This is a genomic window from Streptomyces sp. BPTC-684 (genome assembly GCF_030028635.1).
In the GTDB taxonomy this organism is placed as follows: Bacteria; Actinomycetota; Actinomycetes; order Streptomycetales; family Streptomycetaceae; genus Streptomyces; species Streptomyces noboritoensis.
This window is the reverse complement of sequence record NZ_CP124863.1, coordinates 1,269,947-1,285,971: the sequence shown is the minus strand read 5'-3', so window position 1 is coordinate 1,285,971 and position 16,025 is coordinate 1,269,947. Positions and strand designations below refer to the sequence as shown.

General features: G+C 71.2%; 16 protein-coding genes and 1 riboswitch. Of the genes, 9 read left to right on the top strand and 7 right to left on the bottom strand.

Annotation, left to right across the window (positions count from 1 at the left end):
* The first annotated feature begins 85 nt into the window (after positions 1–85).
* From QIY60_RS05685 to QIY60_RS05665, 5 genes are all read left to right on the top strand, one after another.
* Complete coding sequence (locus QIY60_RS05685) at positions 86–1,333, top strand: Ig-like domain-containing protein (RefSeq protein WP_283141437.1); 1,248 nt, start codon at positions 86–88, stop codon at positions 1,331–1,333.
* A gap of 82 nt (positions 1,334–1,415) precedes the next feature.
* Entirely contained in the window at positions 1,416–2,183 is a 768-nt protein-coding gene (locus QIY60_RS05680; RefSeq protein ID WP_283141436.1) for an enoyl-CoA hydratase-related protein, read from the top strand.
* A gap of 148 nt (positions 2,184–2,331) precedes the next feature.
* Entirely contained in the window at positions 2,332–2,940 is a 609-nt protein-coding gene (locus QIY60_RS05675) for an ATP-binding protein (RefSeq protein WP_283145829.1), read from the top strand.
* 408 nt (positions 2,941–3,348) lie between these two features.
* Positions 3,349–4,158 (top strand): polysaccharide deacetylase family protein, encoded by an 810-nt coding sequence (locus tag QIY60_RS05670; RefSeq protein WP_283141435.1) that lies wholly within the window; start codon positions 3,349–3,351, stop codon positions 4,156–4,158.
* Positions 4,158–5,342: a YncE family protein gene (locus QIY60_RS05665; RefSeq protein ID WP_283141434.1), complete on the top strand. Its 1,185-nt coding sequence runs from the start codon at positions 4,158–4,160 to the stop codon at positions 5,340–5,342. Before QIY60_RS05670 ends, QIY60_RS05665 begins: the two co-directional genes overlap by 1 nt.
* 76 nt (positions 5,343–5,418) lie before the next feature.
* Here QIY60_RS05665 and QIY60_RS05660 read toward each other — a convergent pair whose 3' ends face one another.
* The 3 genes from QIY60_RS05660 to QIY60_RS05650 form a co-directional block, all read right to left on the bottom strand.
* A complete protein-coding gene (locus QIY60_RS05660) occupies positions 5,419–6,621 on the bottom strand; it encodes a cytochrome P450 (protein ID WP_283141433.1) in 1,203 nt (400 codons plus the stop codon).
* Positions 6,618–7,340, bottom strand: coding sequence for a tRNA-dependent cyclodipeptide synthase (locus tag QIY60_RS05655; protein WP_283141432.1), 723 nt, complete (start codon positions 7,338–7,340; stop codon positions 6,618–6,620). Before QIY60_RS05655 ends, QIY60_RS05660 begins: the two co-directional genes overlap by 4 nt.
* A gap of 233 nt (positions 7,341–7,573) precedes the next feature.
* Positions 7,574–8,224, bottom strand: a complete 651-nt coding sequence (locus QIY60_RS05650; RefSeq protein WP_283141431.1) for a GNAT family N-acetyltransferase — start codon at positions 8,222–8,224, stop codon at positions 7,574–7,576.
* A gap of 135 nt (positions 8,225–8,359) precedes the next feature.
* Here QIY60_RS05650 and QIY60_RS05645 point away from each other — a divergent pair, with 135 nt between their 5' ends.
* The gene (locus QIY60_RS05645) at positions 8,360–8,572 is read left to right on the top strand and encodes an EF-hand domain-containing protein (RefSeq protein WP_067164534.1); all 213 of its coding nucleotides are present in this window, start codon (positions 8,360–8,362) and stop codon (positions 8,570–8,572) included.
* Positions 8,573–8,626: 54 nt separating this feature from the next.
* Here QIY60_RS05645 and QIY60_RS05640 read toward each other — a convergent pair whose 3' ends face one another.
* From QIY60_RS05640 to gcvT, 4 genes are all read right to left on the bottom strand, one after another.
* Complete coding sequence (locus QIY60_RS05640; RefSeq protein WP_283141430.1) at positions 8,627–9,997, bottom strand: L-serine ammonia-lyase; 1,371 nt, start codon at positions 9,995–9,997, stop codon at positions 8,627–8,629.
* Between the two features lie 149 nt (positions 9,998–10,146).
* Positions 10,147–11,409, bottom strand: a complete 1,263-nt coding sequence (glyA, locus tag QIY60_RS05635; RefSeq protein WP_283141429.1) for a serine hydroxymethyltransferase — start codon at positions 11,407–11,409, stop codon at positions 10,147–10,149.
* Between the two features lie 23 nt (positions 11,410–11,432).
* Positions 11,433–11,810, bottom strand: coding sequence for a glycine cleavage system protein GcvH (gene gcvH / locus QIY60_RS05630; protein ID WP_283141428.1), 378 nt, complete (start codon positions 11,808–11,810; stop codon positions 11,433–11,435).
* A 69-nt stretch (positions 11,811–11,879) separates the two neighbouring features.
* A complete protein-coding gene (gene gcvT / locus QIY60_RS05625) occupies positions 11,880–12,992 on the bottom strand; it encodes a glycine cleavage system aminomethyltransferase GcvT (protein WP_283141427.1) in 1,113 nt (370 codons plus the stop codon).
* Between the two features lie 143 nt (positions 12,993–13,135).
* A riboswitch (glycine riboswitch) is annotated at positions 13,136–13,258 on the bottom strand.
* Between the two features lie 128 nt (positions 13,259–13,386).
* Between gcvT and QIY60_RS05620 the strand changes: the two genes are divergently transcribed.
* From QIY60_RS05620 to QIY60_RS05610, 3 genes are all read left to right on the top strand, one after another.
* Positions 13,387–14,016 (top strand): AAA family ATPase, encoded by a 630-nt coding sequence (locus QIY60_RS05620; protein WP_283141426.1) that lies wholly within the window; start codon positions 13,387–13,389, stop codon positions 14,014–14,016.
* Between the two features lie 155 nt (positions 14,017–14,171).
* Entirely contained in the window at positions 14,172–14,930 is a 759-nt protein-coding gene (locus tag QIY60_RS05615; RefSeq protein WP_283141425.1) for an enhanced serine sensitivity protein SseB, read from the top strand.
* A 97-nt stretch (positions 14,931–15,027) separates the two neighbouring features.
* Positions 15,028–15,825 carry an enhanced serine sensitivity protein SseB C-terminal domain-containing protein gene (locus QIY60_RS05610; protein ID WP_283141424.1) on the top strand — a complete coding sequence of 266 codons (798 nt, stop codon included), beginning with the start codon at positions 15,028–15,030 and terminating at the stop codon, positions 15,823–15,825.
* Positions 15,826–16,025 lie beyond the last annotated feature (200 nt).

Here is a 16,025-nt window from a genome sequence, read left to right as displayed (position 1 = left end):
CGTGTGCGCGCGAGGACGCGCGCGGGGGTGTTTTTTCAGTGCGGGCCGTGGCGTGATCCAGGCCGTGCGAGGGGAGAGAACTGTCGTGAACGGGCAGCACATATCGGGGGCTCCGAAGAGAGCGGCGGGGCTGCGGCGCGGCACGCCGGCTCTGTTGCTGGGGGCGCTGCTTCTGCTGGTCACCGCGTGCGGTGGCGGTGACGACTCGGCCGGTGGCGGTGACGGCAAGGGCAAGGGCGGCGCCGGCAAGGCGGGCGAGGACACCAAGGCCTCGGCCGCGGTCGTCACCATCGCGCCCAAGGACGGCGCCAGCGACGTGCAGACGAGCGGCGCGCTGAAGGTGTCCGCCTCCCAGGGCAAGCTCACCGCCGTCGCGGTCGCGGACACCAAGGGCAACGCGGTGGCCGGAAAGATATCCGCCGACGGCACCGGCTGGACCCCGGACCAGCACCTCGCCTCCGCCACCAAGTACAAGGTCCACGCGGTCGCCAAGGACGACGACGGCCGCGAGTCCGCCAAGGACACCACGTTCACGACGCTCGTCCCCAAGAACACCTTCATCGGCACCTACGCCCCCGAGGACGGCGACACCGTCGGCGTCGGCATGCCGGTCTCGATCAACTTCAGCCGCGGCATCACCAACCCGCAGGCCGTCGAGAAGGCCATCAAGGTGACGGCCGAGCCGGCGGTGCCGGTCGAGGGCCACTGGTTCGGCAACGACCGCCTGGACTTCCGCCCGGAGAAGTACTGGGCCGCGGGCACCAAGGTGACCGTCAAGTTCAACCTGGACGGCGTCGAGGGCCGCCCCGGCGTCTACGGCAAGCAGACCCGTACGGTGAAGTTCACCGTCGGCCGCTCGCAGGTCTCCACGGTCGACGCCGCCGCCCACACCATGACCGTCGTGCGCGACGGCAAGACGCTCAAGACCATCCCGATCAGCGCGGGCTCCCCGCAGAACACCACGTACAACGGCCAGATGGTGATCAGCGAGAAGTACCAGGTGACCCGGATGAACGGCGCCACGGTGGGCTTCGGCGGCGAGTACGACATCAAGGACGTGCCGCACGCGATGCGCCTGTCCAGCTCGGGCACCTTCATCCACGGCAACTACTGGGGCGACCCGTCGGTGTTCGGCAACACCAACACCAGCCACGGCTGCGTCGGTCTGCGGGACGCGCGCGGCGCGGGCGACTCCTCGACCCCGGCGGCCTGGTTCTACGACCGCACGCTCATCGGTGACGTGGTCGTCGTGAAGAACTCCAAGGACAAGCAGATCCAGCCGGACAACGGCCTCAACGGCTGGAACATGTCCTGGGCGGAGTGGACGAAGTAGGACGCGCCTGACAGGAGCGGACCCGGTCGCTGTGACGCACAGCACCGGGTCCGCCGCCGTTAACCGCAACTAACCTGCTGCCATGACTGTGACCCTCGAAGTCTCCGAAGGCGTCGGCACCCTCCGCCTGGACCGCCCCCCGATGAACGCCCTGGACATCGCGATCCAGGACCGGCTGCGCGAGCTCGCCGAGGAGGCGACGCGCCGCGACGACGTACGCGCCGTGGTGATCTACGGCGGCGAGAAGGTGTTCGCGGCGGGCGCGGACATCAAGGAGATGCAGGCGATGGACCACACCGCGATGGTGGTGCGGTCCCGGGCGCTCCAGGAGTCGTTCACCGCCGTCGCGCGCATCCCCAAGCCCGTCGTCGCCGCCGTCACCGGGTACGCGCTCGGCGGCGGCTGCGAGCTCGCGCTCTGCGCCGACATCCGGATCGCCGCCGACAACGCCAAGCTGGGCCAGCCCGAGATCCTGCTCGGTCTGATCCCGGGCGCGGGCGGCACCCAGCGCCTGTCCCGGCTGATCGGCCCGGCCAAGGCGAAGGACCTCATCTTCACCGGCCGGATGGTCAGGGCCGACGAGGCGCTGTCGCTCGGCCTGGTGGACCGGGTGGTCGCGGCGGAGAAGGTGTACGAGGAGGCGCACGCCTGGGCGGCGAAGCTCGCCCAGGGACCGGCGCTCGCGCTGCGCGCCGCCAAGGAGTCCATCGACGCGGGTCTGGAGACGGACATCGAGACCGGCCTGGCCATCGAACGGAACTGGTTCGCGGGCCTGTTCGCGACCGAGGACCGCGAGCGCGGGATGCGCAGCTTCGTCGAGGAGGGCCCCGGAAAGGCCAAGTTCCTCTGAGCCGAGCGCCGTTGGGGGCCGGTCGTACACCCTGCGGGTGGATTAGCCTGGCCTTAATGGAGTCTTAAGTACGACCGGCTCCGAACTCTTGGTGATCAGTCGATCGCGGCCCGTCATCGCAGCTCGTGGGCGGTACGGACGTGATCCACTGCCCTCGGCATATGCTGAACGAGCTCCCCGGAACCTCTGGTTCCGGGGGCCGTTTTCCCCGGGAACGGCCCCGGAGGCGGCTCCGGGCGGCCATGATGGGGGCATGGCGGGGCTGGAGGGTGTGGAACAACCGCGGCAGCGCGCTGGCGCGACCGCGGCTCGGTGGTCGCCGGCCGTCGAGGACGAACGGGCGCTCAAGGCGCTGGAGTTGTTCGGCAACCCGACGGACGAAGAGGTACGGCTGCCGTCCCGGCCGGAGTCCGCGGCGACCGCGCGCCGGCTCACCCAGTGCGTGATACTGCGCCAGTGGGCGCTCTCCCCGGCCCTCGCCGAGCAGGCGATCCTGCTCGTCTCCGAGCTGGTCGGCAACGCGGTGCGGCACACCGGTGCCCGCGCCTTCGGGCTGCGGATGATGCGGCGGCGGGGCTGGATCAGGATCGAGGTGCGCGACCCCTCGCGCGGGCTGCCCTGTCTGATGCCGGTCCACGAGATGGACATCAGCGGGCGCGGACTCTTCCTCGTCGACAAGCTCTCCGACCGCTGGGGCGTGGATCTGCTGCCGCGCGGCAAGACGACCTGGTTCGAGATGCGGGTCGCCGACCGCTAGACCGGCCTCTGGACCCCTTGAGTACGCCGAAGCCCCCGTGCCTGCCGGGTGCGGCCTGCCTGCGGGGGCTTCTGCGGAGCGCCGCCGTGGATCGAAGGGGGTGTGATCCACGGCGACTGAAGACGACCGAGCTCGGGTCAATGAGGGGTCGTGTCTCCGACTATGGCAGACGGGGGGCCTTCACGCCAAAAGTCCTTACTCGGACAAACTTCCTCATACCGTCACAGTTTAGCTGTGAATCGTAGGTGAGCTAGAGCACGGGCCTTGTAAATGGTGAATAAGTATGGGCACGGCTGAGTGATTCATCGAACCGACCTGCCCGGCGAATGGCGTGTCTCCGGCGACCCGCAAAGGTCCTGAAATGGGTCAATCATTACCTTCCGCCCGTCGGCGCACTTAAATGTCCATGTGCTCAATCCATCTCCCCGTGGGGTCGACCGCCGCAGCGCACTGCGTGCCGGGGCGGGGGCGGCCGTCGCGGGGGCCTTCGCGGCCGGCTGCGCGGACGACGGGGGCGGCGCCGGATCGCCGCCCGCCGCCGCGACGCCCCCCGCGTCCGCCGCGTCCGCCCGCCCCGGCACCACCCGCGCCGCCCCGGCCCCCCGCGCCTTCCCGGCGCAGCCCGCCCAGATCGCGCACGGGCCCCGGGACCGGCCGAAGGTCGCGCTCACCTTCCACGGCCAGGGCGACCCCAAGGGCGCCACCGCCGTCCTCGCCGAGGCCGAGCGGGCCGGCGCCAAGGTCACCGTCCTGGCCGTCGGAAGCTGGCTCGACGAACACCCGCAGATGGCCCGCCGCATCCTCGACGGCGGCCACGACCTCGGCAACCACACCCAGCGCCACATCGACATCTCCGCGCTCGCGGAGCGGGACGCGTACGCCGAGATCACCGGCTGCGCGGACCGGCTGCGCCGGATCACCGGCTCCATCGGGACCTGGTTCCGGCCGTCCCGTACCCAGTACGCGACGCCGCTCGTTCAGAGACTGGCCCGGCGGGCCGGGTACCCGCACGTGCTCTCGTACGACGTCGACTCGCTCGACTTCACCTCGCCCGGTGCCCCGGCCGTGACGCGCAACGTCACCGGGCGGATCCGCAACGGATCCGTGGTGAGTCTGCACTTCGGCTACGCGGACACGGTCGCCGCGCTGCCGGCCCTCCTCGCCGACCTCGACCGCCGCGGACTGCGCGCGGTGACCACCACGGAGTTGCTGACCTGATGCCGACCCCCACCAAGAGGACCGCCGCGCTGCTGTGCGGCCTCCTGCTCGCCGCGCTCGCCGGCTGCGGCTCGTCCGCGGACAAGGGAGGGAACGAGGCCCTGGGCACCAAGGGCGCCGCGCCGCCCGCCGTCCCGAAGAAGGCGGTGCCGCAGGGCCTGCCCGGGATGCCGCCGGTCCTGGACCCCAAGGACGCCTACGCCGCGGACCGCCCGAACGCCCTTCAGCCGGCCGTGAAGAACTTCCTCGAACGCGTCTACGTGCCCAACACCAACTCCAACACGGTGTCGGTGATCGACCCCAAGACGTACAAGGTGATCGAGACCATCCCGGTCGGGCACCAGCCCCAGCACGTCGTCCCCTCCTGGGACATGAAGACCCTGTGGGTCAACAACGACCTGGGCGACAGCCTCACCGCCATCGACCCGGCGACCGGCAAGACGGGCCGCACGGTCCAGGTCTCCGACCCGTACAACCTCTACTTCACGCCCGACGGCAAGTACGCGGTCGTGATGGCGTCGATGGACCGCGAGCTGGTGTTCCGCGAGCCCGTCAACATGAACCGGGTCAAGACCGTCCCGGTCCACTGCGCGGGCGTCAACCACGCCGACTTCTCCCTGGACGGCCGCTACTTCATCGTCTCCTGCGAGTTCTCCGGCGAGCTGCTCAAGGTCGACACGGCGAAGATGGAGGTGATCGCCCACCAGAAGCTGCCGTTCGAGGGGGCGATGCCGCAGGACGTGAAGATGTCCCCGGACGGCAGGACCTTCTACATCGCCGACATGATGGCCCACGGCATGTGGGTCCTGGACGGCGACCGGTTCAGCACGCCGACGCTGCTGCCCACCGGCAAGGGCTGCCACGGCCTGTACGTCAGCCGCGACTCCAAGGAGATGTACATCTCCAACCGGGGCGAGGGCACGATCTCCATCTTCGACTTCGCCCGGAACAAGCTGACCAAGAAGTGGCACCTGCCGGACGGCGGCAGCCCCGACATGGGCGGGGTCTCGGCGGACGGCAAGGTCCTGTGGCTGTCCGGCCGCTACGACGCCGAGGTGTACGCGATCGACACCGCCACCGGCCAGGAGATCGCCCGCATCCCGGTCGGCTCGGGCCCGCACGGCCTCGCGGTCTACCCGCAGCCGGGCCGCTACTCGCTGGGCCACACCGGCATCTTCCGCTGAGTCCGTACGGACGCACGGACGCACGGCCGCCCCCGGGACGTCCTCCCGGGGGCGGCCGCGTCTCACCGGCCGTGTCTCACCAGAGCACCGGCAGCCGTTCCGGCAGGCGCTTGATGAAGCCGGTGCGCCACACCAGCTGTTCCGGCGGGACCGCCAGGCGCAGCCCCGGCAGCCGCTCCACCAGCGCGCCGAGCGCGATCTCCGCGTGCGCCCGGCCCAGGCCCGTGGCCGGGCAGAAGTGGCGGCCCGCGCCGAACGAGAGGTGCGGGTTGACCTCGCGGTCCAGGTCGAGCCGTTCGGGGTCGGTGAAGACCTCCGGGTCGAAGTTGGCGCCCTCGACCAGGACGAGCACCAACTCGCCCTTTCTCACCAGCACTTCGCCGACCCGGACGTCCTCGGTGGCCAGCCTCGGCAGGCCGTCCCCGATGGAGAGGTTCCAGCGCAGCAGCTCGTCCACGGCCCGGCCCATGCGGTCCGGGTGCGCCCGCAAGTACGCGATCAGCTCCGGGTGCTGGAGCAGCGCGAGCACCGCGAGCACCAGGAACGCGGACGTGGAGACGGCGCCCGCGCCGAAGAGCGAGACCGCGACCGTCGCCAGCATCTCGTCGGTGAGGTGCGCGGACTCCTCCTCCGTACGCAGCTCCGCGAGGCGGCCGAGCAGACCCGCGCGCTGGTCCTCCGGCGCGTTGAGCCGGTCGACCATGTACCCCAGGTCCTTGTACCAGTTGAGGCGGGAGCCGTCGAAGGCGTGCGGGCTGGTCATGAACGCGATGTCCAGACCGCTCATCAGCCGCCGCCAGTCCGCGAACGGCACCCCGACCACCTTGCAGTGCAGGGCCGCCGAGAAGGGGTCGGCGAACCCCGCCCGGAAGTCCGCCGGGGGTCCCTCGGCGAGCAGGCCGTCGACGAACTCGTCGGCCCGCTCCCGCAGCCACTCCCGCAGGCCGTCGGTGCGCGGGTTGAGCGCCTTCATCACGGCGCCGCGCAGCCCCGCGCTGTTGATGTTCCCCATGTTGTTGACGACCTCCGGCGGGATCGTCAGCGCGTACTGGCGCGGGGCGTCCGGGGCCGCGGTGTCCTTGAGGCTGAACCGGTCGTCCTCCAGGACGCGTTTGGCCAGCGCGTAACTGCTCACCAGCCAGGCGGTGTCGCCGGTCAGGGTGCGCACCCGGGCCACCGGCTCCTTGGCGCGCAGGGCGGCGCACTCCTCGGGGAGCACGTCCCCGCGCCGGCCGAGCGGGAAGTCGAGCAGCGGGCCGGTGTCGGTGGTGGTGCTCATGCGGCGACTCCTTCCGGGCGGACGGCCTGCTGCGGGCGCACGACCGCGTACGCCTGGTTGCGGGAGGCGCGCAGACCGCCGCCCTTGGCGTAGAGGAGTTCGGTGAGCGGGATCAGCGCGTGGTAGCTGGACACCGAGGACGGGACCTGGAGGATTCCCGGGGTGTCGAGGAAGAACGGGAGCTCGGCGGCGATGTAGTCGAGGCAGGCGGCGGTCTGCGCCTGGCTCACCGGGGCGCCGTCGGCCTTCCCGGCCAGGAACGCGGCGGCCATCTCCTCGCAGCCCGTGCGGAATTCGCGGTCGGTCGCGAGGAAGTGCCGCACCCGGCGGTGCAGCAGGTCGTACACCGGGTTGCCCTCGAACTCGGAGAGCGCGTGCACCCCGACCGGGAGCCCCGGGCGGCGGGCCTCCTCGACGCCCCGCACGATCCTTCTGCGGACCGCCTTCAGCTCCTTGGCGGCCCGCCTGCGCGCGTGCTCGTCGTCGTAGCCGAGCGTCGCGAACATCCGGTCCACATGGCGGTCGGCGTAGACGAGGTCGACCCGGTCGAAGCGGGCGGAGGCCCAGCGGACGAGACCGGCGATGCGGTCGGCGCTGAAATAGCTGTTTCCCGGGCTCACCCCGATGAGGACGTGGTCGCCCTCGTCCCAGATGAAGCGGCAGCTGCGGGTGAACGGCTGGAAGGTAAAGGTGGTGGTTGCTTCAGTGGTGGCAGTCACTCCTGAATCGCCCCAGCGCCGCGAGTCCCTGGGAGCCCTGTGCTCCCGGTGTGGCGGCGACAGCACGAAGTTATCGCCCGGTGGCGGAGCGTAGGGAAGGGGGTCCCGGACTTTTGGCGGGAATTCGACCCCGCGAAATGCCGGGGGCGATGTTTGCGGGACTTGGTGCGGTACCGCGCCCCTTCAGGGGCGCGGGGAACTGCGCGACCAGCCACAGACGGCCCGCAGTCGAATCACTGCCCCTCCAGCGGAGCGCACAGCAGCGCTTCCGAGCCGACCGGGCGGTACCCCGCCGCCTGGAACGTCCGTACGCTGCGGGCGTTGCCCGGCGACTGCTGCGCCCAGATCACCGGCTCGGGCGCCAGATGCCGCGCCGCCAGCGCGAGCTGTACGCCGAGCCCGCGCCCCCGCACGCCGTCGTCCACCTCGATGGCCGCCTCCCAGCGCCCCGCCACGCCCCGCCCGAGCACCAGCACCCCGCCGTCCGCCGCCCACACCCGGACGTCGTCGCGGAACTTCAGCGCCCGGGCCACCCGGGGATGGTCGGGGTCGTGGAGCTCGGTCAGCGCGAGCGGCGGCTCACCGGGCAGGGCGGGTGCGCAGGTGAGGAGGTCGACGCAGTTCATCCGACGGCCGGTACGGGCCATCAGCGCGGCCAGGAACGCCGGATTCATCGAGGCGGCGAACGGATCGGCGTCGGTGGCCGCGAGCGTGGCGAGCACCCACTTCGGATCCTCGTCCAGGAACACCACCGAGTGCGCGGTGAAGGCGAGCACGCCCGCGTCGCGCGGGTTCGGCTGGGGAACGACGGTCGTCGCCCCGTCCGTCGGCGGGAAGTGCCCGCGCGCGGCGGCGGCCAGTATGCCGCCCAGTTCCTGCCCCATGTCCCTGCAACCTCTCCTGCCGCCTCTTCTGCCCTCCATGATCACCCATGGACGGGGCCGGGCGCCGTACGGGAAGGGCGCGGGGCCGGTTAGTCTGACCCCCGTCAAAAACGCACCAAGATAGGGGTGGACCCAGTGGCGGACATCGAAGAGGCCCGCAAGGCGTTCGCGCGGCTCGACGTCGACGGCAACGGCGAGGTGACGGCGACCGAGTACAAGCAGGTCATGGCCCAGCTGGGCGACTTCCACGTCACCGAGACCGTGGCCCAGGCCATCATCAGGGCCAAGGACGCCAACGGCGACGGCAAGCTCTCCTTCGAGGAGTTCTGGGCGTCCCTCGACAAGTGACCCCGAGCCCGTCCGCCGGCCCGCGTTCTCACCGCGGACCGGCGGACGGAGCCGTCAGCACTCGATGATGTTGACGGCCAGACCGCCGCGCGCGGTCTCCTTGTACTTCACGGACATGTCGGCGCCGGTCTCCTTCATGGTCTTGATGACCTTGTCCAGGGACACCTTGTGGCTGCCGTCGCCGCGCATCGCCATCTTCGCGGCGGTCACGGCCTTCACGGCCGCCATGCCGTTGCGCTCGATGCACGGGATCTGGACCAGACCGCCGACCGGGTCGCAGGTCAGGCCCAGGTTGTGCTCCATGCCGATCTCCGCGGCGTTCTCGACCTGCTCGGGGGTGCCGCCGAGCACCTCGGCCAGCGCGCCCGCGGCCATCGAGCAGGCGGAGCCGACCTCGCCCTGGCAGCCGACCTCGGCGCCGGAGATCGAGGCGTTCTCCTTGAAGAGCATGCCGATCGCGCCGGCGGCCAGCAGGAAGCGGACCACGCCCTCGTCGTCCGCGCCGGGCACGAAGTTCATGTAGTAGTGCAGCACGGCCGGGATGATGCCCGCGGCGCCGTTGGTGGGCGCGGTGACGACGCGGCCGCCCGCCGCGTTCTCCTCGTTCACCGCCATCGCGTACAGCGTCGCCCACTCCATCGCGTGCGCGTCCGGGTTGCCCTCGGCGCGCAGCTGGCGGGCGGTGGTCGCGGCCCGGCGGCGGACCTTCAGGCCGCCCGGCAGGATGCCCTCGCGGGACATGCCGCGCGAGACGCACGCCTGCATCACGCGCCAGATCTCCAGGAGCCCGGCGCGGATCTCGTCCTCGGTGCGCCAGGCCTTCTCGTTCTCCAGCATCATCGCGGAGATCGACAGGCCCGTCTCCTTGGCGAGGCGCAGCAGCTCGTCACCGGTGCGGAAGGGGTACTTCAGGACCGTGTCGTCGGGCACGATCGGGTTCTCGCCCGCTACCGCGTCCTCGTCGACGACGAAGCCGCCACCTACCGAGTAGTACGTCTTCTCCAGGACAAGGGCGCCCTCGCTGTCGTACGCGAAGATCGTCATGCCGTTGGCGTGGTACGGCAGCGCCTTGCGGCGGTGCAGGATCAGGTCCGCGTCGAAGTCGAAGGGGATCTCGTGGGCGCCGAGCAGGTTGATCCGGCCCGCCGACTTGATCCGCTCCACCTGCTCGTCGGCGCTCTCCACGTCGACCGTGCGCGGCGAGTTCCCCTCCAGGCCGAGCAGCACCGCCTTGGGGGTGCCGTGGCCGTGGCCGGTGGCGCCGAGCGAGCCGTACAGCTCCGCGCGTATCGCGGCCGTGTGGGCCAGCAGGCCCTCGTTCTTCAGGCGCCGCGCGAACATCCGGGCAGCGCGCATCGGGCCGACCGTGTGGGAGCTGGACGGGCCGATGCCGATCGAGAACAGGTCGAAGACCGAGATGGCCACGGGAGACTCCTTGAGGGGTAGACGCCGTTGTCTGCCGGGGTGGTGCAGAGCGAGCAGGAAGAACGGGCGGTGCAAGGGTTCGGGGCACCGCACTCACTGTCCAGTGTGCGCGGTGCCCCGAAGGTTCGTACGAATAAAAGGGTACGAAACTACTTCAGGCCGGGGTACAGCGGGTGCTTCGCGGCCAGGGCGGAGACCCGGGCCGAGAGAGCGTCCTTGTCGAAGTCCGGCTTCAGGGTCTCGGCGATGATGTCGGCGACCTCGCGGAAGTCGTCGGCGCCGAAACCGCGGGTGGCCAGCGCAGGCGTGCCGATCCGCAGGCCCGAGGTGACCATCGGGGGCCGCGGGTCGTTCGGGATGGCGTTCCGGTTGACCGTGATGCCGACCTCGTGGAGGCGGTCCTCGGCCTGCTGGCCGTCGAGCTCGGAGTTCCGCAGGTCCACGAGGACCAGGTGGACGTCCGTGCCGCCGGACAGGACCGAGACGCCGTGCGCGGTGACGTCGTCCTGGACCAGGCGCTCGGCCAGGATTCGGGCGCCGTCCAGGGTGCGCTGCTGGCGCTCCTTGAACTCCTCCGAGGCGGCGACCTTGAAGGACACCGCCTTGGCCGCGATCACGTGCTCCAGCGGGCCGCCCTGGAAGCCCGGGAAGACCGCGGAGTTCAGCTTCTTCGCGAAGTCCTTGTTCCGGGCCAGGATGATGCCGCCGCGCGGGCCGCCGAGCGTCTTGTGCGTGGTGGAGGTGACCACGTCCGCGAAGGGCACCGGGTTCGGGTGCAGCCCGGCCGCGACCAGGCCCGCGAAGTGCGCCATGTCGACCCACAGCAGGGCCCCGACCTCGTCCGCGATGCGGCGGAACTCGGCGAAGTCCAGCTGGCGCGGGTACGCGGACCAGCCCGCGATGATCACCTTGGGGCGGTGTTCCTTGGCCAGCCGCTCGACCTCGGCCATGTCGACCAGACCGGCGTCGTCGACGTGGTACGGGACCACGTCGAACTGCTTGCCGGAGAAGTTCAGCCGCATGCCGTGGGTGAGGTGGCCGCCGTGCGCCAGGTCCAGGCCGAGGATCGTGTCGCCGGGCTGGGCGATCGCGAACAGGGCGGCCTGGTTGGCGGAGGCGCCGGAGTGCGGCTGGACGTTGGCGTACTCCGCACCGAACAGGTCCTTGACCCTGTCGATCGCGATCTGCTCGGTCACGTCCACGTGCTCGCAGCCGCCGTAGTAGCGGCGGCCCGGGTAGCCCTCGGCGTACTTGTTGGTGAGGACCGTGCCCTGGGCCTCCATGACCGCCACCGGAGCGAAGTTCTCCGAGGCGATCATCTCGAGGGTGGACTGCTGGCGGACGAGCTCGGCGTCGACGGCGGCGGCGACGTCCGGGTCCAGCTCATGGAGGGACTGGTTCAGAAGCGACATCAGAAGTTCCCTGGAGTGGTAGGTCAGCCGGCGGAGAAGGCGGTGTACTCGTCGGCGGAGAGCAGGTCGCCCGGCTCCTCCGCGACGCGCACCTTGAACAGCCAGCCGCCCTCGAACGGGGCGGAGTTCACCAGCGACGGGTCGTCCACGACGTCCTGGTTGGCCTCGACGACCTCGCCCGTCACCGGGGCGTAGAGGTCGCTGACCGACTTGGTCGACTCCAGCTCGCCGCAGGTCTCGCCCGCGGTCACCGTGTCGCCGACCGACGGCAGGTCGGCGTAGACGACGTCACCGAGCGCGTTGGCCGCGAACTCCGTGATGCCGACCGTCGCCACACCGTCCTCGGTGGCCGACAGCCACTCGTGCTCCTTGCTGTAACGCAGCTGCTGGGGGTTGCTCATGACCTGAATTCTCCTGTACGAGGGGGAGTGGTGGTGAACAAGAAAGTCATGCGGTGCGTGTGCGAGGGGTCACTTCTGGCGCTTGTAGAACGGCAGCGCCACAACCTCGTACGGCTCATGCGTACCGCGAATGTCGACGCCGACACCGGAGGTGCCCGGTTCGGCGTGCGCGGCGTCCACGTACGCGATGGCGATCGGCTTGCCCAGGGTCGGCGACGGGGCGCCCGAGGTGACCTCGCCGACGGCCTCGCCGCCAGCGACCACGGAGAATCCGGCGCGCGGCACCCGGCGGCCCTCGGCGATCAGGCCGACCAGCTTGCGCGGGGCCTGGGCGGCGGCGCGCTCGGCGGCGGCCTCCAGGGCCTTGCGGCCCACGAAGTCGCCCTCCTTCTCGAACTTCACGACCCGGCCGAGCCCCGCGTCGAACGGGGTGAGCGCGGTGGTCAGCTCGTGCCCGTACAGCGGCATGCCCGCCTCCAGGCGCAGCGTGTCGCGGCAGGACAGACCGCACGGCACCAGGCCCGCGTCCTTGCCCGCGTCGGTGAGCGCCAGCCACAGCCGCTCGGCGTCGGCCGGGGCCACGAAGAGCTCGAAGCCGTCCTCGCCGGTGTAGCCCGTACGGGCGATCAGCGCCGGGACGCCGGCCACGGTGCCGGGCAGGCCCGCGTAGTACTTCAGGCCGTCCAGGTCGGCGTCGGTGAGCGACTTCAGGATGCCGGGGGACTCGGGGCCCTGGACGGCGAGCAGCGCGTACGCGTCGCGGTCGTCACGGACCTCGGCGTCGAAGGCGGCCGCGCGCTCGGTGATCGCGTCGAGGACGACCTGGGCGTTGCCGGCGTTGGCGACGACCATGTACTCGTCCTCGCCGAGGCGGTAGACGATCAGGTCGTCGACGATGCCGCCGTCCTCCTGGCAGATCATCGTGTAGCGGGCGCGGCCCACGCCGATGGTGCTCATGTTGCCGACCAGCGCGTAGTCCAGCGCCTGCACGGCCTGCGGGCCGGTGACGGTGATCTCGCCCATGTGGGAGAGGTCGAAGAGACCGGCCCTGGTGCGGACGGCGTTGTGCTCGTCGCGCTCGCTGCCGTACCGCAGCGGCATGTCCCAGCCGGCGAAGTCGGTCATGGTCGCGCCCAGCGAACGGTGCAGTGCGTCAAGGGCGGTGAGGCGGGGATTGCTCATGAGGGTGTGACTCCCAGGGCATGACGGCGAGGACGATCCTCCCCATCTGTCATCGGAACCTGAGAGGTTCGCCGGGAGACCCGGCTTGCACCTTGGGTGGGACCGCGCCGTCCGAGGACGTGCGGCCCGCTTTTCAGATCTGCCTCATCCACGCGGTACGGGGCCTGAGAGATTCAAGGGAGGGACTTGCTCCTTCGGCGCCCCGCGATCCTCCCGGCCTTCTGGGGCCTTGGGGGAACTGCCGGGGACTCTCCCGCGTGGATTCAAGCGGCCGGTATGCAGTTTGGCGGGCACATCATTGCACGCCTCCCGCGGGCATCACATACCCGAGTCTCATTACCATCCTTTTACGCGCATGGGGAAAGGGTCGTACGACCCGGCAGGGGGAGCACCGATGACGGTTCACACGACGGAGGCGGCGCACGCGGACGCCCCGGTTCCGGTGGTACGGGACCTGCGCGGCCGGGGCGGTCGCTCACCGCACACGCTCCGGTTCGCCGAGGGGGACGTGGTGGTGGTCTCCGGCCTGCCCGGCAGCGGCAAGACGACCCTGCTGCGCCGGGCCGTCACCGGCGCCGGCATCGACTCGCAGGACACCCGCCGTGCCTGGGAGGCCCGGATGGGCGGGGTGCCGTACGCGCTGTACCGGCCGGTAGTACGGGTCGCCCACTTCCTGCGGATGCACCGGGCGCTGCGGTCGGGCGGGGGTCTGGCCGTCCACGACTGCGGCACCCACGCGTGGGTGCGCTGGTCGCTGGCGAAGGCCGCGGCGCGGGAAGGCCGCGCGCTGCACCTGGTGCTCCTCGACGTCACCCCGGAGACGGCCCTGGCGGGCCAGCTGGCCCGCGGCCGCAAGGTCTCCGCGTACGCCTTCGCCCGCCACTCCAGGGCGGTGCCCCGCCTGATCGCCGCGGTGGCGGAGGGCCGCCTGCCGAGGGGCGTGGCATCGGCGGTCCTGCTGGACAGGACGGCTGCGGAAACGCTGGCCCGGATCGCTTTCGGGGAGACCCCGGCCCGCCGCTAAGGTTTCAGGTGCCGGGACCCGCACCCCTCACTCTTTTAGGGGCGCGGGGCTGTGACATTTGCGGCTCCGCCGCGCGGGCGCGACCGGCCGTACCCGCTAGGGGCGCGGGGAACTGCGCGACCAGCCACAATCGGCCCGCAGACGAAGGACGGCAGATGGACCTGCTCCAACCACACGGCGGCGGCTGGCCCGGCAACGAGCTGGAAGAGGCCTTGGCGGCGGCCCTGGGCAACCCCACGGCGGGCCCCCGCCTGATAGAGGTCCTGGGACGGAACCCGGTCTGGATCCCCCTCCCCAACGGCGGCAGCCGGGACAGCGCCGACCTCGACCTCCCCACGATGGAGATCGCCGGCTCCCCCTACGTCCCCGTCTACAGCTCCGAGCAGCAGTTCCTCCAGTGCGTCGGCCCGCACATGTCGTTCGCCGTCGCCCCCGCCGTCGAGTTCGCCCGCGGCCTGCCCCCGCAGCTGGGCATCGCGCTGAACCCGGAGGGCGCGGTCGGCGTACCGCTGCCGCCGCCCGCCGTGGCCGAGCTGTGCCGCACCGGGCGCACCGCCCTCGACGGGCCCGCCTCCGGCGCCCGGGTGCGGCTCTTCGAGCCCGACTGGCAGGAGGACCCGGTCGACTTCCTGGCCGCCGCGGCCGAGGAGTTCGACGCCACCGGCGTGGTGCGCACCGCCCGCCGCGCGCTCGCCTCGATCGAGGGCGACTCCCCGACGCTCTTCATCGGCGTGGAGTTCTCCACCTGGGACGGGGCCGGGCGCAACGCCCCCATGGAGGCCCTGGGCCGGGCGCTGGGCCGGGTCCCGGTCGGCTGGCCGGTGAACCTGGTGCTGCTCGACGTGGCCCAGGACCCGGTGGGCGACTGGATGCGCGAGCGAGTGCGCCCCTTCTACACGCGGGCCACCCCCTAGCTACTCCCGCATAAGCTGGTTTCATAATCCGTAGACCCCCACGGCCGCACGCCTGTGCACCGGCGGCGCGGGGGAACGAAGAGGGGCGGGACCCAGGGTGAGTGCGTCAGGCACCGCGGCGGCCGGGCAGGTCGAGCACATGCTGCGCCAGGTGGCCCCCGGACGCTACGACGCGTACGAGGCGCTGCTGCACGCCCTCGCCGACCCCTCGTCCGGCCGGCTGTGGATGCTGCTCTGGCACGGCCGGCCCGGCGCCCCCGACGCGCAGTACGGGAACATGGAGGTCGACGGGGTGGCGTACGCACCCTGTGTGACCTCCGCCCAGGAGCTCTCCGCCAGTGGCTGGAACCGGGCCCACGAAGTGGTCACCGGCCGTGACATCGCCCGCGCCCTCTACCCCGACCGGTACGGGATCTGGCTCAACCCGCACGCCCCCGGCGGCGGGGTCGGCATCCCCTGGCCGGATCTGCGCCGGATCGCCACCGGCCTCGACCGGATGCCCGCGGGCCCGCTGCGGATCACCGAACCGGCCGTGGAGATCCCGCAGTTCTACGCCCTGCTCACGCAGCACGCGCACCGTACCCCGGCCGTCCGGGCGCTGCGCCGCGCCTGGGTGCAGCCCGCGCTCGGCACGCCGTACCTGGCCATCGGGCTCGACCTCTACGACACCGGGCCGCAGTCCGTGGACGCGGTGCGCGCGATGATGCAGCAGGCCGTCGCCGCCGTGCCCGACGGGCTTCCGGTGTCCACGGTGGCCCTGTCCGACGAGTACGACCCGGTCGGGATGTGGCTGCGCGCCAAGGGGCGCCCCTTCTACGACCGCGAGGCGTACGCCGCCCCCGCGGCCCCGGCGGGCGGGTACGGCTACCCCCCGGCGGCCCCGCGCGCCTACTGACGTCACACGTATCACCTACGCAACACGCATCAAACCCCTCCTCATCAGTCACCCCTGCCCCGGTTGCCCTGACTGCTCCACCCAATTCGGCCGCTCATAAAGGCAGTTGGGTGACATGACCGATCTGGTCGGTTAGTGCCCGACTGGTCCGCTCAGACGATCACGACGTCCGGATAACGGAAGCCGTCTGACCGCATCAC